The sequence below is a fragment of the Streptomyces venezuelae ATCC 10712 genome, assembly GCF_008639165.1.
Classification (GTDB): domain Bacteria; phylum Actinomycetota; class Actinomycetes; order Streptomycetales; family Streptomycetaceae; genus Streptomyces; species Streptomyces venezuelae.
The window spans coordinates 5,361,544-5,386,156 of the sequence record NZ_CP029197.1; the positions used below are offsets into that span (position 1 = coordinate 5,361,544).

A 24,613-nucleotide genomic window follows, 5' to 3' on the forward strand; every position below is an offset into this window, starting at 1 on the left:
CCAGTGTGCCCGGCCCCCCGATCTCCTTCACCGGACCTACAAATGACCGGAAATGGCCTGTACCAACCCGGCGGCGGCCCGGACAGAGGCGGAACAGCCACCTCCGGGAAGCTGCGGGCGGGCATCCTGCCAAAGGCCGCCCGGAAGATCCAACCGAAGGCCCGCCGAGGCCCGCGGAACCGGTCCGGAGAAGTTGTTCGCCAACTCATGAGTGTTGTTCACTCGTTCGGGTGGCGGAGCGGCCGATGCGCGCCCCCTTACCGAAAGCGCTGGAATGGTCGGAAGCCGTACCAGGGGTGGGGGCGCTCCATGTGACCGGCCGTCACCTCTGCTTTGTGGGCGGACGAGTCAAGAATGCGAGCACCGGTGCAGATGAAGCGGCCTCGGAGCAAGAACGGCACGCGGAGCCAGACCCCCGGTGCGGTGGAGGCGACCCCGGCCCCCGCGCCCGCCGGCCGGCCCAAGCGCGTCCGCAACCGCCTCGTCGCCGGCGTCGCCCTCGTCGGCATCACGGTCCTGGCCGCCGGCGCCCCCGCGATCCTCGCCGCCTCCGCCGAACTCACCGACTCCCAGCGCCTGGTCACCCTCGCCGAACTCGACCGGCAGGCCGTCACCCTGGCCCACTCCCTCGCCGACGAGCGCGACGAGGTCGTCGCCTACATCGCCGCGGGCCGCGACAACCAGTCAGGCGACGCCAAGCACAAGCGCCAGATCACCAGCACCCGCTCCACCCGCGTCGACCGCCAGATCGACGAGATCAGGCCCGCCGCCTCCGCCGAGCTCCGCCGCGACCTCGCCGGAATCCCCTCCGTCCGCCGCAACGCGCTCACCAAGGGCACGGCCCTCGAGGCCCACCGGGCGTACTCGGAGGCCATCACCAAGCTCCAGGCCCTCGCCGAGGAGCTGGCCGACAAGACCCCGGCCCGCGCCGCCGACACCTCGCTCACCGAGGCCACCCGCGCCCCCGCCGCCCTCGGCCGCGCCGTCGAACAGGCCTCCGCCGCCCGCGGCCTGCTCCTCGCCGCGCTCTCCGTGCACCAGCCCAAGGCCACCGGGGACGTCCACTACGACCCCGAGACCGACAGCTACGTCCCCGACGTGCCCGCGGGCGCCGCCGAGGCCGAGCGCGCCCGGGACGTCCTCACCGCCGCCGCCCAGCAGGCCCGGGTCCGTGAACTCGCCGCCCTCGGCGACTTCGACCAGGCCGCGGGACCGGCCGCCCGCGACTCCTTCGCCACCACCGTCGCGGGACCCGACGTCAAGAGCGCCGAGCGGTCACTGGCCACCCTCACCGACCAGCCCCGGCTCACGGAGACCGAGCGGGCGACCGACCCGGCCGCCCTGGAGGCCGCCCTCTCCGCCCGCATCGAGCAGATGCGGGGCGTCGAGTCCGCCCTCGCCGCCGAGCGGGTCGAACGGCTCGGCGCGCTCCGCGACGACGACGTCACCGCCCTCGAACTGCGCCTCGCCTTCCTCGGCGGCTGTCTGCTCGTCGCCGTCGGCATCTCCACCTACGTCGCCCGCACCCTCACCCGGCCGCTCGCCGTCCTCCGCATCGGCGCCGCACGGCTCTCCGCCGCCCCCGCGCCGCACACGGAGGAGCCGGTCCGCTTCACCGGCCGCAACGACGAGTTTGCCCAGGTCGTCCGCTCCCTCAACACCCTGCACGGCAAACTCTCCGGCCTCGCCGGGCAGAACGAGCGGCTCACCGAGCGGCTCGCCGACGCGACGGCCGACCTGGCCGCCGCCAAGGAGACCCTCGGCACCGAGCTCGCCACCCAGCGCGCCGAACTCCAGGGGCAGGTCGCGCTCCTCACCGCCGACCTCGAAGGGCTCAGGGGCACCGTCCACCACACCTTCGTCAACCTCTCGCTGCGCAGCCTCGGCCTCGTCGAGCGGCAGCTGGGCGTCATCGAGAAGCTGGAGGAGCGCGAGCAGGACCCGGACCGCCTCGCGACCCTCTTCAAGCTCGACCACATGGCGACCGTCATGCGCCGCCACAGCGAGAACCTCCTCGTCCTCGCCGGCCACGAGCACGTCCACGGCCACGCCGGACCCGTCCCGCTCGTCGACGTGCTGCGCGCCGCCGTCAGTGAGATCGAGCGGTACGAGCGCGTCACCATCCAGTCCCTGCCGCCGCACGCGCAGGTCGCCGGCTTCGCGGCGGACGATCTGAGCCACCTGGTCGCGGAACTCCTGGAGAACGCCACCTCCTTCTCGCCGCCCGACGCCGAGGTCCAGCTCTCCGGCTGGCTCCTGGAGTCCGGCGAGGTGATGCTCTCCGTCCAGGACTCGGGCATCGGCATGACGGCCTCCCGGCTCGCCGAGCTCAACGCGCGCCTGGCCGACGCCGATCCCGCCGCGTTCGAGGGCGAGGGCCTCGGCATGCGGGTCATCGCCCTGCTCGCCGCCCGGCACGGCGTCCGCGTCGAGCTGCGCGAGCAGAAGCCGGGCGGGACGGCCGCCGTCGTGGTCCTGCCGCAGCCCCTGCTGCCCACGGCCCCGCCGACCGCCGTCACCGAGCCGGTACGGGTCCCGGGCGCGGCCCCCACCTTCCACCTGCCCGGCTCGGCTGCGGAGGCCAACTCCAACGCGCTGCCGTCCCGCAACCGGGACGGGTTCACGGACCCGCTGGTGGAAGCGGCCGAACGCGCCTTCCTCGCGGCGGAGCCGACGCCGGAGCCGGAGCCCGCGTACGTACCGGAGCCGGAGCCCGCGTACGTACCGGAACCGGAGCCCGAGCCCGCGTGCGCACCGGAGCCCGAGCCCCCGTACGACCCGGCGCCCGCCTACGAGGCACCCGAGCCGGAGCTTGCGTACCCCGCCGAGAGCGTCTCCGAGACGACCCTCCAGGTCCGGCTGCCCGACCCGCCGCCGGAGCCGGACACCCACGAGCGCGCGGCGGACGTGGCCACGGACCTCGCGCACGAAGAGCCCGCGCCCCCCGCCCCCGCCCCCGAGCCGGTCACCGACCAGCCGGTTCCCGGGCCGCGCACCGCACAGTGGGAGCGGGTCACCGACAAGGGCCTGCCCAAGCGCACCCCGCAGGTGGTCCGGCCGGCCGGACCGGCCGCCACCCCCCGCCGGGGCGGCGTGGACGCGGAGGCCCTGCGCCGCCGCCTCGGGGGCTTCCACCAGGGCGCCAAGGCCGGGCGCCGCGACGTGGAGGCGGAGTTGGACACGGCGCGGACAGAAGCCGTAAGGACTGCACGTACAGAGGAGATGACGGGGGACACAGTCGAGGAGGCACGCAGTTGACCGCGACGGGAACGTTCGGACTGAGTACGGAAGCCCGCAACCTGCAATGGCTGCTGGGGAATCTGGTGGAGGAGGTGCCCGGGGTCCGCTCGGTCGCCGTGGTCTCCTCCGACGGCCTGATGCTGCTCTCGTCGGACCCGGCCGTCCAGCAGAGCACGACGGCCGCCGCCGAAGCCGGCCGTCCTGACGGGCCGCGCGGCTCCAGCGCCGACCTGGCCACGATCGTCTCCGGCATCGGCAGCCTGACCATCGGCGCCGCCCGCCTGATGGACGGCGGCGGGGTCAAGCAGACGATGGTGGCCATGGAGGAGGGCAGCGTGTTCGTGATGTCGATCAGCGACGGTTCGCTGCTCGGCGTGCACGCCACGCCCGACTGCGACATGAGCGTCGTCGCGTACCACATGGCGCTCTTCGTGGGCCGCGCCGGTCACGTACTCACCCCCGAAGTCCGCAGCGAGCTGCGCAAGTCGATGGAGAGCACCCAGTGACGTCAGTGTCGTCGGCCTACCCGGGGCCCCGCGCCCACCGGCTGCCCGTACGGGGCGACGGACGCCGCCCCGCGCGCGTGCGCCCGTACTCGCTGACCGGCGGGCGGACCCGCTTCGGCCATGTCCTGCTCGTCGAGACCTTCGTGGCCGCGCTCGAGGCGTCCGCCGCGCGCAAGGTACTGACGGACGGCGGGCCCAGTGCCCGGGGTCTGATGCCGGAGATGCGGGCCATCGTCGAGATCTGCCGCCGGATGCGGACCGTGGCGGAGATCTCGGCGCTCCTGAAGATGCCGTTGGGGGTCGTCCGGGTGCTGCTCAGTGACCTGGCCGACCAGGGAAAGATCCGTGTGTACGGGACCGGTCACGGCACCGGCCAGCCCGACCGCGCGCTCCTCGAAAGGGTGCTGAGTGGACTCCGTCGTCTCTGACGCCACCGCCGGCGACGTCTCCGACGTCGTCACCGACTCCCCGGCGGTGGCGGGCATTCCCGCGCAGCCCCAGGCGCCCGAAACCGATCTGTTCCGCCGAGATACCGCCGAGCGGACCGACGGCCCGGACGCCGAGGACGGCGCGCAGGACTGGCAGCTGGACCACACCCGCGCCCCGATCGCGACGAAGATCGTCGTCGCGGGCGGCTTCGGCGTCGGCAAGACCACCTTCGTCCGCGCGGTCTCGGAGATCACCCCGCTGCAGACCGAGGCGCTGATGACCCGGGCGAGCGAGGACACCGACGACCTCAGCGCGACCCCGGACAAGCTCACCACCACGGTGGCGATGGACTTCGGCCGGATCACCCTCGACAACGACCTGGTGCTGTACGTCTTCGGTACGCCGGGACAGCAGCGCTTCTGGTTCATGTGGGACGACCTGGTGCGCGGCGCGATCGGCGCGATCGTGCTGGCCGACACGCGCCGGCTCACGGACTGCTTCCCGGCCCTGGACTACTTCGAGAGCTGCGGGCTGCCGTACATCGTGGCCGTCAACCACTTCGAGGGCACCGAGCTGTTCGAGGCGGACGACGTCAGGGAGGCGCTGACCGTACCCGCCCACGTGCCCGTGGTGATCATGGACGCGCGCAAGCGGTACAGCGTCGTCGAGAGCCTGCTCGCGATGGTCGCGCACGCGCTGGAACACACCCCCGAATAGATCGCTCAGCTCGCCCCGTCACGCCAGGAGCACCACCCATGCGGAAGATACTCATAGTCGGCGCCGGCCAGTCCGGTCTGCAGCTCGCCCTCGGACTCCAGTCGCAGGGGTACGAGGTCACCCTCATGTCGAACCGGACGGCGGACGAGATCCGTTCCGGCCGGGTCATGTCCACCCAGTGCATGTTCGACACCGCGCTCCAGCACGAGCGGGACCTCGGCCTGAACTTCTGGGAGTCCCAGGCCCCGCGGATCGAGGGCCTCGGCGTCTCCGTCGCCGCCCCGGACGCGGGCCGCGCGATCGACTGGGTCGGGAAGCTCGACGGGTACGCCCAGTCCGTCGACCAGCGGGTCAAGATGGCCGGCTGGATGGAGACCTTCGCCCAGCGCGGCGGCCAGCTGGTGATCCACGGCGCGGCCGTGGGCGACCTGGACTACTTCTCGCGCAACTACGACCTCGTCCTGGTGGCGGCGGGCAAGGGCGAGCTGGTCTCGATGTTCGGCCGGGACGCCTCGCGTTCGCCGTACGCCGAGCCGCAGCGCGCGCTGGCCGTCGCGTACGTCCACGGTCTCGGCCCGCGCCCCGAGCACCCCGACTTCGACGCGGTGCGCTGCAACCTGGTCCCCGGCGTCGGCGAGCTGTTCGTGATGCCGACCCTGACGACCGGCGGCCGCGCCGACATCCTCTTCTGGGAGGGCGTCCCCGGCGGCCCGCTCGACGTCTTCCAGGGCGTGAAGGACCCCTCCGAGCACCTGGCGCTGACCCTGGAGCTGATGGAGAAGTTCACGCCCTGGGAGTACGCGCGCGCCACCCGGGTCGAGCTGACCGACGCGGGCGGCACGCTCGCCGGCCGGTACGCGCCGACCGTCCGCAAGCCGATCGGCCGGCTGCCCGGCGGCGGCCTGGTCCTGGGCGTCGCGGACGTCGTCGTCGCCAACGACCCGATCACCGGCCAGGGTTCGAACTCGGCGTCGAAGTGCGCCGCCGCCTACCTCGCGGCGATCGTCGAACACGGCGACAAGCCGTTCGACGAGGAGTGGATGCAGTCGGCCTTCGACCGCTACTGGACCACCGCCCAGCACGTCACCAAGTGGACGAACGCGATGCTGGGCGTCCCGCCGGAGCACGTCCTGAACCTGATCGGCGCGGCGGGCGAACTCCAGCCGGTCGCGGACCGCTTCGCGAACGGCTTCAACGACCCGGCGGACTTCGAGAACTTCTTCTTCGACCCCGAGAAGACGAACGCGTACCTGGCGGAGGTCGCGGGGGCCTGACCCGGGGGTCGGGCGGTGGCGGAAAAGGGGTCGATCCGTCGCCTGGGGTGGCCGATCATGTCGGCATGTCTCCCTCGCACACCCTTGCCCGCGTGGACGCCGACCTCGCCGCCGGCCGGGTCCCCATGGCGCGTCAGCGGCTGCGCGGGCTGGTCTCCTCGTTTCCGCACGACCTGACGCTGCGGCGTCGGCTCGCCGAGGTGTACCGGCTGTACGGGGACGCGGCCGAGGCAGGGCGCTGGATGTACCTCGAAGAGGACCGGAGCCCGGACGAGACCGCCGCCTTCGAGGCGCGCTACCGGACTCCCGGGTGGCGGATGAAGGCCCTCGCCTGGCGCGGCCCCGAGGCGCTGGCGGCGAACGCGTTCGCCGAGGAGCAGCTCATGACCCTGCGGACCGCCTGCGCCGAGCGGCTGGGGCGGCCCGTCGACTGGGACGACCCCGCCTCCTCCGCGCGGGACAGGGGCGAGGAGTGGGTGCCCGAGGAGCGCGGCTGGACGGTGGCCGGGGTACTCGTGGGCACCGGCATCACGGCGGGCGTCGTCGTGAACGGGGCGCTCTGGGTGCTCGGGCTCATGTCCCTCCTCGAGTAGCGCGCCGGGGCGACGGCGGTTCAGGCGTGGTCGTAGCCCTCGTCGCCGCCGTCCCTCGCCCCCGCGGGCAGCGGCGGCGGAGTGTACGAGGCCAGCGCCTCCCCGCCCTCATCGGGGCGTACGGCCCCGAGCAGCGGGTTCGCCGCGATCGGTGACACCTTCACCTTCCCGCCGGGCCGCGGCGCCTGCACCACCAGACCCTCGCCGAGGTAGACGGCCACATGGGTCGCGCCCGGGAAGTAGACCACCAGGTCCCCGGGGCGGAGTTCGGACAGCGGGACCCGGGGGAGCGTCGCCCACTGCTCCTGGCTGGTGCGCGGCAGCTCCCGGCCGGCCGCCGCCCAGGCCTGCTGGGTGAGCCCCGAGCAGTCGTACGTCTCCGGGCCCTCCGCCCCCCACTCGTACGGCTTGCCGATCTGGCCCACCGCGAACCGCAGGGCCTCCGCGCCCGCCCGGGAGGGCGTGCGGGGGCCGTCCAGGACGCCGGAGCCGAGCAGTTCGCGCTGCGCGCCCGCCGTCTGGGTCCGCTCCAGCTCGGTGAGCCGGGCCAGTTGGTCCGTGGAGAGCCCGGCCAGGAGTTTCTCGACCTCGGCGAGCCTGCCCCGCACCTCGTCGCGCCGCTTGCGCTGCGCGGCGGCCAGGGTCTGCTGCCGGTCGAGCGCCTTGCGTGACGCGCGCGCCAGGTCGGCGGCCTGCCGCTCGGCCTTCTCCAGCCGGGGCACGGCCGTCGCCCGGTCCCGCGAGGCGCGTGCCATCAGCTGCCCCTGCTCCATGGCGGACTGCGGGTCGGGCGCGAAGAGCAGCCGCAGGTAGGCGGAGAACTCGGACGTGCCCTGGTACTGCTCCCGGGCGATCCGCCCGGCCGCGGCCCGCTCCTTCGCGAGGGCGGTCCGGGCGGCGGTGAGCCGGGCGGTGACCTTTTTGGTGTCGAGGGCCTGGAGCTTCAGGGCCTCCTCGGCGGCGTTGAACCGCTCGGTGGCCTCCTCGGTCTGCCGGTAGAGCGTCCGCATCCGGGTGAGCAGCGCGGAGACGGAGTCGCCGCCGGGGGGAGGGAGGGCGGCGGCGTCGTCGGTCTCGCCGGGCGCGTCCGTGGCCGGGGGAGTGGGGACGGGGGCCTCGGCGGCGACCGGATCGGGGGCGTCGACGCTGGCGCCTGGGGCGTCGTCGGCGGCCCCGGGGCTGACAGGGTCGCCGGGTTCCTGCCGCGCAGGCTCGGCGGCCCCGTCGGGTTCCTGGGGCTCGGGGCCTGCCGGTTCGGCGGGGTCGGCGGCGGGGTCGACCGGGCCCACCGGTTCGGCGGCGGGGTCGGCCCAGGCGATGGGGGCCTGCGCCGGGGGGACCGTGGGGGCCGGGGGGTCGGCCGGGGGGCGGGGCGCGGTGGTGGCGCCCGACGGGGCGACCCCGGTGAGCGCGGTCGCCGCGGCGAGCGCCCCCGTGCAGACCGTACGCAGCAGCCTTCGTGACACGTCACCACCTCCACCGGGATGATGACGCGTCAGTTCAACCGATTACCGTACGAATGGGGGCGCGTCCGGTGGCCTCACCCGTTCGGCTCAGCGCCCTTCGCGGGGCCCCCGCCGCCGGTGGCCGGCTTCGACCACGGCCACTTCAGCTCGCGCCGCTCGCGGCCCTCGGGGGCGTACTCGTACACCCAGCCGCGCTGCAGTCCGAGCCGCTTCGTGTACCCCGCGGGCTCGCGCCGGTACGTGTAGAGGGTCGGCGGACGGCCCTCGTGGGCCGGGACCGGGACCTCGTACCACTTCGGCGGGTGGCCGGTCGGACCGAGCAGGATCGGCAGGACCCGGCCGTCGAGGGGACCGCCACGGAAGGGCGTGTTCTGGCTTCTCACCCCTCCAGTGTCCCCTCCGGCCGCGATCTCACAGCAGATGGGCCGCCTGGCCGACCACCGGGATCACCCGGCGGGCCAGCCGCGCCACCGGCCCCTCGGGGGTCTCCTGGGCGAGGAGCCGTCCGACGACCCGGGCCGTCTCCTCGTCGCTCGCCGTGCTCGCCGCGAGGAGGGCCACGAGGTGGTCGACGAGCCACTCCCGGAGCTCCGCCGCCGGGGGCCGCTTCTCCTCGTCGAGCCAGATGAGGGAGGCCGCCTCCACGGCGGCGATCCACGTCCGGACCAGCATGTTGAGCCGGGGGCCCGGGCGCTCCACCCCCAGGTGGACGAGGATCTGCTCGGCGGCGGCCCGCCGGACCTCGTCGACGATCGCGCTCGTCCGGGAGGTCTCGGCGACGCTGCCGCCCCGCAGCAGGGCGCTGAACCCGGCGTCGTGCTCGTCGACGAAGGCCAGGTAGCGGTCGAGCACCCGGCCGAGCCGCTCGGTGGGCGGCCCTTCCGGCGGCTCGGTGAAGCAGTGGTTCAGGGCGTCGGCGGAGGACCGCAGGGCGGCTTCGTACAGCTGCTGCTTGCCGCCGGGGAAGTAGCGGTAGACGAGGGGGCGCGAGACGCCGGCCGCCTCGGCGACGTCGTCGAGCGAGACGTCCTCGGGCGCCTGGTGGGCGAAGAGGCCCTGGGCGGCGTCGAGGAGCTGCCCCCGCCGCTCCTCGACACTGAGCCTGCGGTACGCGGGCGTGGCGGCACCTGTCATGCCCGCAGCGTATCCGTGCGCCGCGGGCACGCGTTCCGCGACGCCGTGGGGCCCCTCGGCTCGACGAGCTCCGGAGGGTGCCCACGGACGAGGTCCGGAGGGGGTCCCACAGACGAGGAGGTCCGGAGGGGCCCCACGGACGAGGTCACCCCTCAGGCCAGCAGCCCCGAGGACTTCCACAGCCGACGCCCCGGCCCCCGCAGCACCCCGATGTCGTCGAGGAAGTCCGTCAGCCGCCGCGCGCCGGACTGCATGACCTCCCGCCGGTGCCCGCTCGCCCGCACCTGCGCGACCGCCTCGCGCCGGTCCAGGCCCACCGCCTCGTACACCGCCGGGTTGACGAAGCAGGTGGAGAAGACCCGCGCGGCCTCGCCACAGCTCAGCCGGGTGAACTCCTGCTCCCAGCGCGGTGCCGTGATCATCTGGCGGCGCAGTTCCTCACGGGCGTACCGCACGTGCCGCGCCTCCTCGACCACGTGGATGCGCGTCACCCCGCGCACCAGGGTCTGCACCCGCTCGTCGGGGAAGGTGAGCCGCTGCATCCAGTCGAGGATCTCCTCGCCGAGCAGCGTGGCGGCGAAGGAGCCGGGGGTGGTGGAGACGGTCTTCAGGAGCCGGGCGAGGTTGTGGTAGAGCCTCGGCACCGGGTACGCGGGGGTGCCGCCCTGCCGGATGAGCCGGGCGAACATCATCGAGTGCCGGCACTCGTCGGCGATCTCGGTCAGCGCGTACCGCACGTGATGGCTGGTCAGCGACTTGTCGTAGATGTGCCGGACGAGCAGCTGCATGAGGATGATCTCGAACCAGACGCCGAGCGAGGCGAGCGAGGCCGCCTCGTGCCGCGAGAGCGTGATCCGCTGCTCCTCGGACATCCGGCGCCACAGCGGGGTGTCGTAGAGGGAGACGAGCTCGGGCGGCCAGAACCACTTGCCGTCCTCGAACGGCGCGTCCCAGTCGAGTTCGGTGTCCGGGTCGTAGGAGTGCTTGCGGGAGGACTCCAGGAGCCGTTCGGCGACCTGCTCACGGTCGCGCAGCGGCCCCAGGGCGTCCCGGAGGAGGCTGAAGTCGGGCTCGGTGGACTCGGTGAAGGGGGTCATGGTCGCGTACCTCGCTGGGCTCGCCGTCGGGAGGATCGAGAGGTGGCCGCCGGTGACCGGTCACCGGAGGACGGCTGCCGGCGGCAGAACACCGGTGGATGGTTACCAGTGGTCACCTCTTATCAGACTGCCCGTCAGTAGGACCGTCAATCCCCTGTGCGCGACTTGTTGACGATCCGTCTACCACCGTGTGAGCCTGGCCGAGGACTCGCACCACGGGAAAGGCCCGACCCCCCAAGGAGGCGTCAGTGTCGACGCGCGACCTCTACACCACGGCCCCGTCCGCCCCGGGCTGGCAGGTGCCGGCCACCGGCGCCGCCCGCTTCTCCTGGGAGTACGAGGAAGGCCGCGAGCGCCTCCTCGCCCTCTACCAGAAGGGCAAGGACAAGCAGTGGGACGGCGCGACACGGATCGACTGGGACCTCGACGTCGACCCGTACGACCCGCTCGGCACCCCCGACGAGGTGCTGACCCTCCACGGCACCCGCCACTGGGCGAAGATGACCGAGAAGGACAAGGGCGACCTGCGCCGGCACTACGCCTCCTGGCAGTTCAGCCAGTTCCTCCACGGTGAACAGGGCGCCATGATCTGCGCCGCGCGGATCGTCGAGTCCGTGCCCGACCTGGACGCCAAGTTCTACTCGGCGACCCAGACCATGGACGAGGCCCGGCACGCCGAGATCTACGGGCGCTTCCTCCACGACAAGATCGGCATGCTCTACCCGATCAACGACAACCTCCGGAGCCTGCTCGACGACACCCTGCGCGACTCCCGCTGGGACATGCCGTACCTCGGCATGCAGGTCCTCATCGAAGGCCTCGCCCTCGCCGCCTTCGGCATGATCCGCGACACCACCGACAAGCCGCTGCCCAAGCAGATCCTGGCGTACGTGATGCAGGACGAGGCCCGGCACGTGGCCTTCGGCCGGATGGCGCTGCGCGACTACTACAAGCAGCTGTCGGACGCCGAACTCCGCGAGCGCGAGGAGTTCGTCATCGAGGGCTGCTACCTGATGCGCGACCGGCTGCGCGGCGTCGAGGTCCTGGACAACTTCGGCATCCCGCGCAAGGAGGCCGAGGAACTGACCGAGCAGAGCGAGTTCCTGCACCTCTTCCGCAAGCTGCTCTTCAGCCGGATCGTCCCCTGCGTCAAGGACATCGGCCTGTGGGGCGAGCGCCTCCAGAAGGCCTACCTCGACATGGGCGTCTTCGACCTCGGCGACTCCAACCTCGACCTCCTCATGACGCAGGACGAGGAGATCGCGGAACGGCTCGACGCGGAGCGCTTCGCGAAGGAGGAGCGGGCCCGGGTGACGGAGGTGGCGGACGCGATCGCGGCCGGGGCGGCGGAGGCCTGACCCCGACCGACGCCCGGACCGGGCCGATCGGCGCCCGGACCAGGCCCCCGCCCCCACCCGGAAGAGCTGGTTGTCGTACGGGTGACGTAGCGTGCCCGTCATGAGCATGCCGCCACCGCCGAACCAGCCGCCCCACAACCCGTACGGCGGGCCGGTACCGCCCCCGCAGCAGCCCGGCCCGTACGGCGGCGCCCCGCAGGGCTTCCCGCCGCCGGGCCACCCGGGCCACCCCCAACAGGGCGCCCCCCAGCCGGGCTTCCCGCAGCAGGGGTACCCGCAGCACGGCGTGCCGCCGCAGTACCAGGGGCCCGGCGCCGGGGCCTGGGGGCAGCCGCCCATGGGGCCGCCGCCGAAGAAGAAGCTCTCGGCCGGCGCGATCGTCGCCATCGTCGTCGGCGCCCTGGTCCTGGTCGGCGGCATCGGTTACGGGGTCAAGGCCGGGCTCGACGGCGTCACCGGCCCCTTCCCCGCGGCGACGCACAAGCTCGTCGTCGCCCAGACCCTCCTCGACGGCGAGTACACCCTCCTGTCCGACCTCTCCGACAGCAAGGGCAAGGAGATCGAGGACACCCCCGACTTCACGGTGAAGGACGCGAAGGCGGCGGTCGCGCAGTACAGCGGCAAGGACGGGGACGTCCTCGTCCTCTCCGGGATGTACGGGCAGATCAAGGACCCCGACGCCACCCGCGCCTCGATCCTCAGGGGCGCCGCCACGGACAAGGGCTCCACCCTCGTCGTGAAGCCCACGGAGTTCACCCCGGCCGGCTCCGACGTGAAGGTCAGCTGCCAGATCACCAAGTCCAAGGACGGCATCAGCACGATCACGCTGGTCATGTGCGCCTGGGGCGACGAGAACACCGCCGCCGCCGTCGCCCTCGTCGGCGACGCGGCGGCCACGGCCGACCCGAAGAGCGTCGACCTGGCCGCGCTCGCCGGGAAGACGGCCAAGATCCGCGCGGAGATCCGCAAGCCGATCGCCTGACACGGCCGGCGGGGTGATCGGAGGCGGGCCACGCCCCGGTCACCCCCGCGCCTTCGCCTCGAGGCGCAAGGCCTCCTCCATCACCGCCTTCGCGATCGGGGCCGCGCTCCCGCCCCCGCTGATGTCCGTCCGCGCGGCCTCCGCGTCCTCGACCACGACCGCCACCGCGACCGCCGGCTGGGCCGAGTCCTCGGCCTGGGCCCAGGCGATGAACCAGGCGTACGGAGTACCGGTGTTGCCGAAGCCGTGCTGGGCCGTGCCGGTCTTGCCGCCGACCCGGGCCCCGGGGATCGCCGCGTTCGTCCCGGTGCCGTCCGCCACGGCCTTCAGCATCAGCCGCTGGAGCTGCATCGCGGTGGCCGGGTTCATGGCCTGCCGGTAACTGCGGCGGCCGGTGCGGTCGACGGTCGTCCCGCCCGAGGTCGTCGTCCGGTCGACGAGGTACGGCTGGGCGATCTCCCCGTTGTTGGCGACGGCCGACGCGACCATCGCCATCTGCAGCGGCGTGGCCGTCGTGTCGAACTGCCCGATCGACGAGAGCGCCAGCTGGTCCGGGCTCATCTCCCGGTCGAAGTTGGACTTCGCCACCCAGGACGGCACGCGGAGCGCCGTGTCGTTGAAGCCGAAGCGCTCCACCGCGTCGACCATCCCGGCCAGGCCCACCTCCACCCCGAGGCCGGCCATCACCGTGTTGCACGACCACTGGATCGCGTACGCGAGGGACGCGTCGCCGCAGCCCGTCGCCTCGTTCGGCAGCACCTGCCGGGTGCCGGGCAGCACGAAGGGGTCCGGGGTGTCGGTCGGCGCCTCCACGTCCCGTACCACTCCCGCGTCGAGCGCCGCCGCGGCCGTCACGATCTTGAACGTGGAGCCCGGCGGGTACGTCTGCCGCAGCGCCCGGTTCAGCATCGGCTGGTTCGGCGAGGTGTTGAGCCGCCGCCAGGCCTCCTTGACGCCCGGGCCCGTACCGGAGAGGACACCGGGGTCGTACGAGGGCGAGCTGACCAGCGCCAGGATGCGGCCGCTGTGCGGCTCCACCGCCACGACCGCGCCCCGCTTGCCGTCGAGTCCCCGGAAGGCGGCCTCCTGCATCGAGGCGCGGATCGTCGTCACGACGTCCCCGCCGGGCTGCCGGCCCCGGGTGAGGTCGTTCCAGAGGGGCAGCGGCGCCAGCATCGGTTCGGTGCCCGACAACACGTCGTCCTCGGCGTGCTCGACCAGGGTGGTGCCGTACGTCTGCGAGGAGTAGCCGGTCAGCGGCGCGTACAACGGCCCCTGCCGGTAGGTCCGTTCCCAGCGCAGCTGCTGTCCGCTGTCGCGGGAGCCGGTGACCGGCTTCCCGTCGACGACGATCTCGCCGCGCGGCTGCGCGTAGCGGTTGATCGCGATCCGCCGGTTGGCCGGGTTGTCGTCGAGCGATTCGGCCTCGAAGACCATCACCCGGGCGGAGTTGACGAGCAGCGCCACGAGCAGCACCAGACAGAGCGCGGCGGCCCGCCGGGCGTACCGGATCACGCGGCCTCCTTGACCGGCGCGAGCGTCCCCGTGTCGGCGTCGTCCGGCTGCGGCGCGCGCGCCGAGTCGCTGACCCGGATCAGCAGCGCCACGATCACCCAGTTGGTCACCACCGACGAACCCCCCTGGGCGAGGAACGGCATCGCCATGCCGGTCAGCGGGATCAGCCCCATCACCCCGCCCGCGATCACGAAGACCTGGAGCGCCACGATCGAGGCGAGCCCGATCGCCAGGAGCCGCCCGAAGGGGTCGCGCAGGGAGAGGCCGGCGCGGTAGCCGCGGGCGACGAGCAGCGCGTACAGCAGGAACAGCGCGGTGAGGCCGACGAGTCCCAGTTCCTCTCCCGCGGTGGCCAGGATGAAGTCGGACTTGGTGGCGAAGCCGATGAGGACGGAGTGGCCGAGGCCGAGTCCCGAGCCGAGCATCCCGCCGGCGGCGAAGGAGAACAGGGACTGGGCCAGCTGCCCCGGCCCGTCCCCGGCCCGGATCGAGGCGAACGGGTCGAGCCAGTCCTGCACCCTGCTGTGGACGTGGGGTTCGAGCGAGCCGACGAGGAACGCCCCGGCGGAGGCCAGGACGAGTCCGACCGCGATCCAGCCGGTGCGGCCGGTCGCCACGTACAGCATGATCACGAACAGGCCGAAGAAGAGCAGCGAGGTGCCGAGGTCCCGTTCGAGGACGAGCACCCCGACGCTCAGCAGCCAGATCGCCACGATCGGCCCGAGCACCCGCCCCGTCGGGAACTGGAAGATCCAGATCCGGCGGCCGGTGTACGCGAGCGCGTTGCGGTTGGCGGCGAGGTACGCGGCGAAGAAGACGGCGAGCAGGATCTTGGCGAACTCGCCCGGCTGGAACGACAGACCGCCGATCCGGATCCAGATCTTCGCCCCGTTCACGGCGGGGAAGAAGATCGGCAGGATCATCAGGGCGAGCGCGGCGGCCACCGACACGTACGCGTACCCCTGGAGCGTGCGGTGGTCGCGGAGCAGCAGGACGACCACGATGAACAGCGCCACCCCGAGCGTCGACCAGACGAGCTGCGTCGCCGCCGCCTGGTCGTTCGGCGTCTCCAGGTCCAGGCGGTAGATCAGCACCAGGCCGAGGCCGTTGAGGAGGACCGCGATCGGCAGCAGCAGCGGATCGGCGTACGGGGCCCGGAACCGGACCGCGAGATGGGCGACGAGCGCGAGCAGCCCGAGCCCGGCTCCGTAGCGGACGGCGTCCGGCGGTACGGCTCCGCTGCGGGCGAGGCCGACCTCGGCGTAGCCGCAGACGGAGATGAGGACGGCGCAGACGAGGAGGGAGAGTTCCACGCCGCGGCGCTTCGGCAGGCGAACCCCCGGCGGGGGAGCGTCCGTGCGCGGTGCGGTCATGGCCGCAACGTAGCAAGCGGTATGCCCTATGTCCCTTTTGTGTGACGGTGTGCCGTGCAGCACCGTTCCGTCCCCGCGGTCAGTCCTCCGCCCCGGGGTCCATGAGGGCCACGTACTCGGGCAGCCGCAGCAGCGCCTCGGCGCCGCCGCCCTCCGCCTCGGCGAAGACGAGCTCCGCGCCGATCACCGCCGCCTGCCCCACCGCGATCGTCAGCCCCAGGCCGTGCCCCTTGCCGCCGCTCTCGGTACGGAACCGCTGCGGCCCCGACTCCAGCAGATACGCCGGATAGCCCGGCCCGTGGTCCCGCACGGACACCACCGGGCCGTCCACCGTCACGACCACGGGCGGCGCCCCGTGCTTGTGCGCGTTCGCGATCAGGTTCCCCAGCACCCGCTCAAGACGCCGCCGGTCCGTCTCCACGGTCGCGTCCCGCACGATCCGCACCCCGGTCTCCGTGCCCGAGGCGCGCATCGCCCGCACCACCCGCTCCACGAGCGGACCGAGCTCGTGCACGGCCAGGTCCACGGTCTCGGTGCGGGCGTCGAGCCGGGAGATCTCCAGCAGGTCCTCGGTGAGCCCGCGCATCGCCCGCACCCGGTCCCGTACCAGCTCCGAGGGCCGCCCCTCGGGCAGCAGCTCGGCCGCCGCCGAAAGACCGGTCAGCGGGGTGCGCAGCTCGTGCGCCACGTCGGCGGTGAACCGCTGCTCGCTCTGCAGCTTGCTCTGCAGCGAGGAGGCCATCGTGTCGAGCGCCCCGGACACCGTGGCCACCTCGTCCTGCGGCCGCGAGGGGTCCTTCGTACGGGGATCGGCGACGCGCGCGTCGAGATCACCCGCGCTGATCCGGCGGGCCACCTGCGCGGTGAGGTGCAGCCGCCGGGTGACCCGGGTGACCGCGAAGGCGCCAACGAGCAGCGTCGCGCCGATGGCGAGGACGGAGGAGCCGAGGATCGACCGGTCGAGCGCCTCGATCGTCTCGGCGCTCTGCGTGTAGTCGACGCGTACCGCGAGGGCGCGGCCGTCCGCCGGACCCGCCGCCCACATCGTCGGCCGGCCCTGGTCGTCGGTGACCATCGTGCCGCGCTCGCCGCGGACGGCGAGCGCCCGCAGCGAGGACGGCAGCCCGGCCGGGTCGACCCCGGCGAACCGGGGGAGCGGCTCGCCCGCCTCGTAGAGCCGGGTGACGTCGGTGAGCCGCGCGAGGGCCTTCTCGCGGGAGTCGTTCACGGTCTGGCCGGTCACCGAGACGTGGACCAGGACGCCGAGCAGCGCGGCGAGGGCGCAGCACATCACCGCGATGAAGACCGCGGCCTTCCAGGTGAGGGTCGCGGTCCAGGCGGGCAGCCGGGGCGCCCTCACGGGCTCGGCTCGACGGGGACGGGCGCGGGCACGGGTGCGGGACCGTCGGTGAGCCCGTCCGGCGAGCCCGGTGTGGGCGTCGGGGTCGGGCTCACCAGGCGGGGCGCGGGCACGGTCGAGGGCCCGGAGCCCGCGGGCTTCACCCGGACGATCTCGTCCCGGGTGGGCAGCATGCTGTGCTGCTGCTCGTCCCAGGACCAGGCGGTGCGGTACTCGTAGCCGGGGATGCCCGCCGAACCGACCCGCATGATCAGGTCCCGGCCGGCCAGCTCCACGCTGATGACCTGGTCGACGGTGGCCATGATGCGGGTGAGGCCGCCGTTCTCGGCGAGGTAGACCCGCACCCCGACCTGCTGGTCGGGCATCCGGATGCCGACGATCAGCTCGTCCCGGCCGTTGCCGGTGAGGTCGCGGTAGTACGGCCGCATGACCGGGCAGGCGGCCGGCGCCGTGCCGCAGGCCAGGATCGCCCGGGCGGTCTGCTCGTACAGCCCGTCGGCGCCGGAGTACGTGCCGGGATGGGCGCGCACCTCGGCGGCCACGACCGCGACGGCGTCGAGGGAGTGGACGTCGTTGTCGGGGACGTCGATCCCGGGCACCCGCTGGGTGTCGGACTCCCCGTAGTCGACCGGCGGATTCGTCGCGGGCGGCAGATCGGGCCAGAGGCGCACCGGCCCCACGGCGGTCGGCGTGGGGCCGGCGCTGGCGAGCCCGCCCTCGCTCCGCCCGCAGCCGACGAGTCCTCCGCCGAGCCCGCCGCCGAGCACGAGGGCACACAGGACACCGGCGGCGACCTTCCGTCCGCGCGGTCTCACTCTGCTCCGGCTCCTTCGGCTCCGTACGGGGGGCGGGCCCGGTGTCCGGGCCCACTCCAGTAGACCTTATTCGGAGAGAAGTCCTTTTTGTCTACTCATGAGATTGTCCGGCGGACACCGGGTGACAGGCGGCCGCCGTTTGACCGGCGGGCGGGGCACGCCGGGGGCCGCCGGGCGGCCGCCGGGGCGGGGAGGCCGACGGCGCGGGGGCGCGCGCAGGCTTCGAGCGCCGGACGCCGGGCCCTCGGGGCTGAGCGCAGGTTACGCGCGGCGGCGCGCCGCGCCCGGCGCCGGGGCCACCTCGGCACCCACGGCCCACACCACCCCCGCGCCGATCACACCCCCTAGAACGCCCCCCGCTCCATCCGCGCCAGCGCGGCCCGGCACACGGTCAGGAGCTTCTCGTCGAGGTGGATGTCATGGCTGCCCGAGGCGCCCTCACGGGCGTTGTGACGGCGCCGGCGGGTCAGCTCCGTGAGGATCACCAGCTGCGCCCCCGACGCGGCCGGGCCCATCTCCGCCAGGCACTCGGCGATGTCCATGCGCGCGTGCCGGTTCTCCTCCCAGGCCGCGAGCAGCACCGGCAGGGCCGCCGCCGCGTCCCCGGACACCCGCCACAGGGCCGCGGCGCTGCGGACCCGCACCCACAGGTCCCGGGAGGTGAGCCCCGGCCGGAGGGCGGGCGCCGCCACGGCGGCGGCCGGACCGATCTCGCCGAGGGCCTGTGCGGCCGCGCACCAGTCGGCACCCGAGGTGCCGGGCCGCAGCCAGCGCTCCAGAGCGGGCAGCACCTCGCCCCGGTCGCCCTCGGCCGACCACAGGGCGAGCGCCGCCGCCGTGGCGACGGCGGCCGACTCGGCCGCCAGGAGTCTTCTCATGTCCGGTACGGCGGCCTCGGCGGCCGGGCCGAAGGCCGCGAGGGTCCGCAGAGCGGCCTCCCGCACCCAGTCGCGCCGGTTCGACGGCGCGCCGCGCAGGACCCGCAGGACCTCCGGCACGGCCTGGGAGCCCCGTACCGCCCCCAGCGCGAACAGCAGGGGCGCCGCCCGGTCGTGCAGCCGCTCGTCGAGCTCGACCTCGGCGAGCCGGCGCCGCAGCAGCGGGGCGAGCATCGCCGCGCTCGGCCCCAGGCCGTCCATGGCGTACAGCAGCTCGCGCCGCACCTCGCGCTCCTCCAGGGCCCGGGCGAGCAGCGGCACGGCACGGGTGTCGCCCGCACGGGCGAGCGCGAGGAGCGCCCCGTCGCGCCCGGACCGCCCGACGAACCCGGTCTGACCGCTCCCGGCGCCCCGCCCGGCGCCCTGCCCGGTCGGGGCGAGGCGGGCGGCGAGGGCGTCGGCGGCGGGGGCGCCCAGCTCGAAGAGCCGCTCCAGGAACGAGGTCGCCGCCTCCCGGAGCCGCGGCTCGGGATCGCTGAGCTGGGCGCCGACCAGCCGGACGACCTCCTCGTACCGCCCGCGCCAGATCCGTATCAACCCGCCGCACAACCAGATCGCGTCCGAACGCTGCCCCCAGTCGGGGCTGCGCAGCTGCGCCAGGATCAGCGCGATCCGGTCGTCCACCCGGTCGTCGAGTGCGGCGTGCAGCGTACGGAGCAGCTCCTCCGTCCAGGGGGCCGGACGCCCGGCGGCGTGCTCCTCCAGCAGCTCCCGGACCTGCCCGATGAGCGTCGGCGTGGCCCCCCGCTCGACGGACCCGGCGGCCGGACCCTGCGCCGCGACCCTGATCTCCTCCAGGAGGCCCGTCACCCACGGCACCACGTCGTCCGGGATGTCGGCGGGCGCGCAGCGCGCCCGCTGGGCCAGGGCCGCGAGCCGCAGCCCCGGGTCCTGGGCGGCGCGGGCGAGCCAGCCGAGCCAGTCGACGGTCTCGGCGCGCAGCGAGGCGTGCCGCAGGGCGATCCGGCCGACGGCGGCGACGAGGGCGAGCCGCACCTCGGTGTCCCGCTCGACGGTGAGCCGCTCGCGCAGCAGACAGAGCGCCCGGGCGGGCTCGGGGTGCAGCGAGGCGAGCGCGCAGGGCGCGGCGAGCCGCACCTCGGGGTCGGGGTCCGCGACCAGCCCGAGGAAGACGTCGGCACCGGCGGCGATGGCGGCCGCGGCCATCGCATAGTTGGCGGCGGGGATGAACTCCTCGTCGTCCGGGTCGAGTTCGTCCAGCAGTTCCTCGTCGTCGTCGAGCTCGATGCCGCCGATGCTGGTGAGCAGCTCGACGATGGAGCCGCGGTCCTGGACGGCGGGGTCGGCGACGAGTTCGAGGAGGAAGGGGATGCAGGCCAGCGTGGAGTCGTAGACGTCGCCCTGGTGGTGGACGGCCCCGTACATGCCGTCGAGGGCGGTCTCCCGCTCCGCGGGATCGGCGGAGGCGAGTCCGCGGAGCAGCTCCGGCACGTCGTCCGCGGGGCCGTACGCATGCCCCAACGAGGCCCAGTCGACCTCCTCGATCCCCGTCAGCATTTGCCAGGCCGCCTTCCCCGTGAGCGCTGTACCAGGCAGCAAGTGTGCACCACGGGACGGACAGCAAGGCCTTACCGGCGACACCGGCTGCGCACGGACCCCGAGTTGCGGCCTCTTTGCGCCATGTACGGTACGGAGCAGGGTAGTTGCGCTCAGTACGCGGCGGCGGACGCGGCTCGGCGGGCGGGCGAGGGCGCGGCGGGCCGCCGCTCGGCCGGCGACGCCTCGGCCCGCGACGCTTCGGCCGGCGAACGGCCGGGGCACGGGGAGTACCGGGGCATGCGGACGACCGGGATCCCCTCCGGGGCCCGGCGCCGACGCCTCACCCCTCCGACCGGACCCGGATGAAGGTGGCGTAGTCCTGGCGCTGCCGCACCGCCAGCTGCCGCAGCTCGACGGGGAGCGGCGGATCGACCCACCGCACGGGCCCGTGCTCGGGGTCCTGGACGAGGGGCCCGGCGCGGTCACCCGCCAGGGCGCCGACCTCGCGGGACTGGGCCGGGGTGAGCCGGGGCGCGGTGGGCACCGTACGACCGTCGGCGAGCCGTACGAGCAGCGACCGGGGCCGGCCGGGCGGGCCGACGACGCCGAGCAGCAGCCCGTCGCTCGTGTCCGTGTGGCGGATCTTCCGCCAGGCCCAGGTGGAGCCCGCGCGGTAGGTCGAGCTCAGGGTCTTCGCGACGATCCCCTCGACCCCGGCGTCCTGGAGGTCGCGGAACCAGCCGCGCGCGGTCTCCTCGTCGAGCGTGGCGAGGACCCGCTGGAGCGGCGGCTCGGCCTCGCTCAGGGCCGCGCCGAGCAGCTCCCAGCGGGTACGGAGCGGAAGACCGCGCACGTCACGCCCGGGTACGGCGAGCAGGTCGAAGGCGATGTACGAGACCGGGACGCCCGCACGGGCCCGGTCGGCGGGCGACCGCAGCAGGTCGGTGAAGCTCAGCCGCCCGTCCCGGTACGCGCAGAGCTCGCCGTCGAGGACGACGCCGGGCGGCAGCTGGTCCGCCAGGTGCGCGGCGATCCCGGGGAACTCGGGTGCGAGGTCGCGGCGGGAGCGGGACTGCAGCACGACCTTGCCGTCGTCGAGGACGAAGGCGAGCGCGCGGAAGCCGTCCAGCTTGAGCGAGTACTGGAGTTCCCGGGGCGGCGCGGCCTGCGGGGGGAGCTCGTCGGCGGCCCGGGGCCGCATGACGCCGACGGGCGGGTGGACGACGAGCCCGCCCCGCCCGGCGGCCGGCCCGCGGCCCGCCCGGCCGGGGTCACGGGCGGGGCCGGGGCCGTCGGCGGGGTCACCGCTGCCGCCTTCGGGTCCTCGGGCAGAGGCGGCAGGGGCGGCAGAGGCACGGCCGGGGCCACCGTTCCGGGCGGGCCCGGCGCCGCCACCCCCCTCCGGCCCGCCGGCGCCGGCCGCGCCGGACGGCCCCCAGGAGCCCACCCCGGCGCCCACCCCGGCGCCCGCCCCGGCGCCCGCCCCGTGGTCCCCCCGGATGCCGTCCGGAGCCCGGCTCATGGGACCTCCCCGGCGTGCTCGGGCGCGAAAAGGGGCGCCAGGAGCTCCCCGTACCGCTCCAGACGTGGCGCGATGTCGTCCATGAGGAGGACGAGGGACTCGGGGTCGGCGCAGTCGGCCACCTCGTCCCAGGTGACCGGCGCCGAGACGGCCGGCCGGGCCCGCGCCCGCAGGGTGTAGGGGGTGGCGGTGGTCTTGGCGGCGGCGTTCTGGCTGTGGTCGACGAAGACCTTCCCGGGCCGCAGGGCCTTGGCCATCCGATGGGTGACGAGACCCGGCAGCGCGGCCTCCGCCTCGACGGCGAGCCGGCGCGCGTACGCCGAGACGTCGGCGGACGGCGTCGGGACGACCGCCACCAGCAGGTGCAGCCCCTTCGAGCCGGAGGTCTTGGCGTAGGCCTCGAGACCGTCCGCCGCGAGCCGCTCGCGCAGGTGCAGCGCGACCCGGCAGCACTCGACGACCGTCGCGGGCGGCCCGGGGTCGAGGTCGAAGACGAGCCGGTCGGCGACGGCGGGGGAGGAGGCCCGCCACTGGGGCGTGTGGAACTCCACCACCAGGTTGGCCGCCCACATCAGCGAAGGCAGGTCCTCGATCACCACCTGCCGGGCGCGGGGGTCCTCGGAGCGGGGCACGGGGGTGGTCCTCACCCAGGAGGGTGTGCCGGGCGGAGGATTCTTGGTGAAGAACAGCTGGCCGTCCGGACCGTCCGGATAGCGCAGGAAGGACACCGGACGATCCCGCAGATGCGGCAGGATCGCGGGGCCGACGGTCGCGTAGTAGTGGAGCACCTCGCCCTTGGTGGTCCCGGTGACCGGGTGGATCACCTTCGCCAGGTTGCTCAGCGCCAGGCGCCGTCCCTCCACCTCTGTGATCGGCGTCATACGATGAGAATCCCACGATTGGCGACAAATCGTCCTTATCCCACCCGGAGGGAATGAATCGTGCGATCCATCTGGAACGGCGCCATATCCTTCGGGCTGGTGAGCATCCCGATCAAGCTGGTGAACGCCACCGAGAGCCACTCCGTCTCCTTCCGCCAGATCCACGCCGAGGACGGCGGCCGCATCCGCTACAAGAAGGTGTGCGAGCTCGACGGCGAGGAGGTCTCCCAGGCGGAGATCGGCAAGGCGTACGAGGACGCCGACGGCACCATGATCCCGATCACCGAGGAGGATCTGGCCGCGCTGCCGCTCCCCACGGCGAAGACGATCGAGATCGTCGCCTTCGTGCCGGCCGGCGACATCGACCCGCTCCAGATGGACGCCGCGTACTACCTCTCGGCGAACGGTGTCCCGGCGGCCAAGCCGTACACCCTGCTCCGTGAGGCGCTGAAGCGCAGCGACAAGGTGGCGGTGGCCAAGTACGCGCTGCGGGGACGGGAACGGCTCGGCATGCTCCGGGTCGTCGACGACGTGATCGCGATGCACGGCCTGCTCTGGCCGGACGAGATCCGGGCCCCCGAGGGCGTGGCCCCGGAGAACCCGGTGAGCGTGCGGGACGCAGAACTCGACCTGGCGGACGCCCTGATGGCCACGCTCGGCGAGGTCGACATGAGCACCCTGCACGACGACTACCGCACGGCGGTCGAGGAGATGATCGCGGCGAAGGCGGAGGGCGGCGAGGGGGTCGCGGCCCCGAGCCCGGAGGAGCCGGGCGGTGGCCAGGTGATCGACCTGATGGCGGCCTTGGAGAACAGCGTCCGGGCGGCGAAGCAGGCACGCGGGGAGGAGCCGGAGGGCGAGTCGGCGGACGTCACCCCGCTGAAGGGCCGTACGCGCACGCCGAAGTCGACGGACACGAAGAAGTCGACGGCGAAGACGGCGGCGAAGAAGACGGCGTCCCCGGCACGCAAGTCGACGTCGACGGCGAAGAAGACGACGGCGAAGACCCCGACGAAGTCGACGGCGAAGTCCACCGCGAAGAAGACCCAGACGAAGAAGACCCAGGCGAAGAAGGCAACCCCCCGCAAACGCACGGCCTGACCGGCGCCCGGCACATACGACAAGACCCCGTCCGCAGCGTTTCCGCTGTCGACGGGGTCTGTGTGGCACTTCTGCGAAGTGCCCCCGGCAGGATTCGAACCTGCGCACACGGCTCCGGAGGCCGTTGCTCTATCCCCTGAGCTACGGGGGCGTCCGCCGCGTTCGGCGGCGACGGGTAGAACCCTACCAGCTCCGCGGGAGTGGCTGTGAACAGGTATTTCCGGGGTGTCATCAGGGGGGTGGTCCCCCGCACGGGTCAGAAGTGGGTAAAACCCGGACGCAGCCGTTCGGGGCCGCCTACTCTCGTTCGTGTGTCAGGCGTGTCCGGTCGGGTGCTCGTTGTCGACGACAACAAGGTGATCCGGCAGTTGATCAGGGTCAATCTCGAACTCGAGGGGTTCGAGGTCGTGACCGCGGCCGATGGTGCCGAGTGTCTGGATGTCGTTCATCGGGTTCGTCCTGATGTCGTCACCCTGGACGTCGTCATGCCCCGACTGGACGGGATCAGGACCGCCGAGCGGCTGCGGGCCGATCCCCGGACCAGTCATCTGCCGGTCGCGATCATCAGTGCCTGTGGTGAGCACGAGGTGGCCGGCGGGGCCGCCTCCGGTGTCGACGCCTTCCTGGCCAAGCCTTTCGAACCGGCCGAGCTCGTACGGGTCGTCCGGCAGCTGATGCACCGTGAGCGGCGCGAGCGGCCGGAGGCGGCGGGGCCCGACGGGGGAGAGGAACCGGCCGCGGTCGACGGCCGCCCCGATCCCCGCCGCGATCCCCGCCGTGCCGGAAGTTCCACCACCCCGCGCTGAGGCCGC

Annotated in this window: 21 protein-coding genes and 1 tRNA gene; 10 read left to right on the forward strand and 12 right to left on the reverse strand. The window is 73.7% G+C overall.

Annotated features, from left to right (window positions below):
* Nucleotides 1–354 precede the first annotated feature (354 nt).
* The 6 genes from DEJ43_RS24970 (at nucleotide 355) to DEJ43_RS24995 (ending at nucleotide 6,759) form a co-directional block, all read left to right on the forward strand.
* A complete protein-coding gene (locus DEJ43_RS24970) occupies nucleotides 355–3,258 on the forward strand; it encodes a sensor histidine kinase (protein WP_015036168.1) in 2,904 nt (967 codons plus the stop codon).
* Nucleotides 3,255–3,746, forward strand: a complete 492-nt coding sequence (locus DEJ43_RS24975) for a roadblock/LC7 domain-containing protein (protein WP_015036169.1) — start codon at nucleotides 3,255–3,257, stop codon at nucleotides 3,744–3,746. The genes DEJ43_RS24970 and DEJ43_RS24975 overlap by 4 nt, the downstream gene beginning before the upstream one ends.
* 5 nt (nucleotides 3,747–3,751) lie before the next feature.
* On the forward strand, nucleotides 3,752–4,174 hold the full coding sequence (locus DEJ43_RS24980) for a DUF742 domain-containing protein (protein ID WP_041662867.1): 423 nt from the start codon (nucleotides 3,752–3,754) through the stop codon (nucleotides 4,172–4,174).
* 88 nt (nucleotides 4,175–4,262) lie between these two features.
* The gene (locus DEJ43_RS24985; RefSeq protein ID WP_041664197.1) at nucleotides 4,263–4,892 is read left to right on the forward strand and encodes a GTP-binding protein; all 630 of its coding nucleotides are present in this window, start codon (nucleotides 4,263–4,265) and stop codon (nucleotides 4,890–4,892) included.
* Between the two features lie 38 nt (nucleotides 4,893–4,930).
* Entirely contained in the window at nucleotides 4,931–6,166 is a 1,236-nt protein-coding gene (locus DEJ43_RS24990) for a styrene monooxygenase/indole monooxygenase family protein (protein WP_015036172.1), read from the forward strand.
* A 65-nt stretch (nucleotides 6,167–6,231) separates the two neighbouring features.
* Nucleotides 6,232–6,759: a DUF6584 family protein gene (locus DEJ43_RS24995; RefSeq protein WP_015036173.1), complete on the forward strand. Its 528-nt coding sequence runs from the start codon at nucleotides 6,232–6,234 to the stop codon at nucleotides 6,757–6,759.
* Nucleotides 6,760–6,779: 20 nt separating this feature from the next.
* Here the strand turns inward: DEJ43_RS24995 and DEJ43_RS25000 are convergent, their stop codons facing one another.
* From DEJ43_RS25000 to DEJ43_RS25015, 4 genes are all read right to left on the reverse strand, one after another.
* The gene (locus DEJ43_RS25000; protein WP_015036174.1) at nucleotides 6,780–8,225 is read right to left on the reverse strand and encodes an NlpC/P60 family protein; all 1,446 of its coding nucleotides are present in this window, start codon (nucleotides 8,223–8,225) and stop codon (nucleotides 6,780–6,782) included.
* Between the two features lie 74 nt (nucleotides 8,226–8,299).
* On the reverse strand, nucleotides 8,300–8,608 hold the full coding sequence (locus DEJ43_RS25005) for a hypothetical protein (RefSeq protein ID WP_015036175.1): 309 nt from the start codon (nucleotides 8,606–8,608) through the stop codon (nucleotides 8,300–8,302).
* Nucleotides 8,609–8,636: 28 nt separating this feature from the next.
* Nucleotides 8,637–9,359: a TetR/AcrR family transcriptional regulator gene (locus DEJ43_RS25010; RefSeq protein WP_041662869.1), complete on the reverse strand. Its 723-nt coding sequence runs from the start codon at nucleotides 9,357–9,359 to the stop codon at nucleotides 8,637–8,639.
* A 152-nt stretch (nucleotides 9,360–9,511) separates the two neighbouring features.
* The gene (locus DEJ43_RS25015) at nucleotides 9,512–10,456 is read right to left on the reverse strand and encodes an AurF N-oxygenase family protein (protein ID WP_015036177.1); all 945 of its coding nucleotides are present in this window, start codon (nucleotides 10,454–10,456) and stop codon (nucleotides 9,512–9,514) included.
* 248 nt (nucleotides 10,457–10,704) lie between these two features.
* Here DEJ43_RS25015 and DEJ43_RS25020 point away from each other — a divergent pair, with 248 nt between their 5' ends.
* Nucleotides 10,705–11,814, forward strand: coding sequence for a ferritin-like domain-containing protein (locus DEJ43_RS25020; RefSeq protein ID WP_015036178.1), 1,110 nt, complete (start codon nucleotides 10,705–10,707; stop codon nucleotides 11,812–11,814).
* Between the two features lie 100 nt (nucleotides 11,815–11,914).
* Complete coding sequence (locus tag DEJ43_RS25025) at nucleotides 11,915–12,796, forward strand: hypothetical protein (protein ID WP_145953718.1); 882 nt, start codon at nucleotides 11,915–11,917, stop codon at nucleotides 12,794–12,796.
* Between the two features lie 39 nt (nucleotides 12,797–12,835).
* Here the strand turns inward: DEJ43_RS25025 and DEJ43_RS25030 are convergent, their stop codons facing one another.
* The 7 genes from DEJ43_RS25030 to ligD all read right to left on the reverse strand — a co-directional run bounded on the left by DEJ43_RS25030 (nucleotide 12,836) and on the right by ligD (nucleotide 22,700).
* On the reverse strand, nucleotides 12,836–14,311 hold the full coding sequence (locus DEJ43_RS25030) for a penicillin-binding transpeptidase domain-containing protein (RefSeq protein ID WP_015036180.1): 1,476 nt from the start codon (nucleotides 14,309–14,311) through the stop codon (nucleotides 12,836–12,838).
* On the reverse strand, nucleotides 14,308–15,684 hold the full coding sequence (locus DEJ43_RS25035; RefSeq protein ID WP_015036181.1) for an FtsW/RodA/SpoVE family cell cycle protein: 1,377 nt from the start codon (nucleotides 15,682–15,684) through the stop codon (nucleotides 14,308–14,310). The genes DEJ43_RS25030 and DEJ43_RS25035 overlap by 4 nt, the downstream gene beginning before the upstream one ends.
* Before the next feature lie 79 nt (nucleotides 15,685–15,763).
* Nucleotides 15,764–17,044 carry a sensor histidine kinase gene (locus tag DEJ43_RS25040; RefSeq protein ID WP_015036182.1) on the reverse strand — a complete coding sequence of 427 codons (1,281 nt, stop codon included), beginning with the start codon at nucleotides 17,042–17,044 and terminating at the stop codon, nucleotides 15,764–15,766.
* The gene (locus DEJ43_RS25045; protein ID WP_015036183.1) at nucleotides 17,041–17,859 is read right to left on the reverse strand and encodes a hypothetical protein; all 819 of its coding nucleotides are present in this window, start codon (nucleotides 17,857–17,859) and stop codon (nucleotides 17,041–17,043) included. Before DEJ43_RS25045 ends, DEJ43_RS25040 begins: the two co-directional genes overlap by 4 nt.
* A gap of 344 nt (nucleotides 17,860–18,203) precedes the next feature.
* The gene (locus DEJ43_RS25050; protein WP_015036184.1) at nucleotides 18,204–20,315 is read right to left on the reverse strand and encodes a hypothetical protein; all 2,112 of its coding nucleotides are present in this window, start codon (nucleotides 20,313–20,315) and stop codon (nucleotides 18,204–18,206) included.
* Between the two features lie 322 nt (nucleotides 20,316–20,637).
* A complete protein-coding gene (locus DEJ43_RS25055; RefSeq protein ID WP_015036185.1) occupies nucleotides 20,638–21,819 on the reverse strand; it encodes an ATP-dependent DNA ligase in 1,182 nt (393 codons plus the stop codon).
* The gene (ligD, locus tag DEJ43_RS25060) at nucleotides 21,816–22,700 is read right to left on the reverse strand and encodes a non-homologous end-joining DNA ligase (RefSeq protein ID WP_015036186.1); all 885 of its coding nucleotides are present in this window, start codon (nucleotides 22,698–22,700) and stop codon (nucleotides 21,816–21,818) included. Before ligD ends, DEJ43_RS25055 begins: the two co-directional genes overlap by 4 nt.
* A 60-nt stretch (nucleotides 22,701–22,760) precedes the next feature.
* Between ligD and ku the strand changes: the two genes are divergently transcribed.
* On the forward strand, nucleotides 22,761–23,801 hold the full coding sequence (gene ku / locus DEJ43_RS25065; protein ID WP_015036187.1) for a non-homologous end joining protein Ku: 1,041 nt from the start codon (nucleotides 22,761–22,763) through the stop codon (nucleotides 23,799–23,801).
* Nucleotides 23,802–23,880: 79 nt separating this feature from the next.
* On the opposite strand, the gene DEJ43_RS25070 is transcribed toward ku, so the two are convergent.
* Nucleotides 23,881–23,952, reverse strand: a tRNA-Arg gene (locus DEJ43_RS25070).
* Nucleotides 23,953–24,157: 205 nt separating this feature from the next.
* On the opposite strand from DEJ43_RS25070, the gene DEJ43_RS25075 reads away from it, so the two are divergent.
* Nucleotides 24,158–24,607, forward strand: coding sequence for a response regulator (locus tag DEJ43_RS25075; protein ID WP_233448080.1), 450 nt, complete (start codon nucleotides 24,158–24,160; stop codon nucleotides 24,605–24,607).
* The last annotated feature ends 6 nt before the right edge of the window (nucleotides 24,608–24,613 follow it).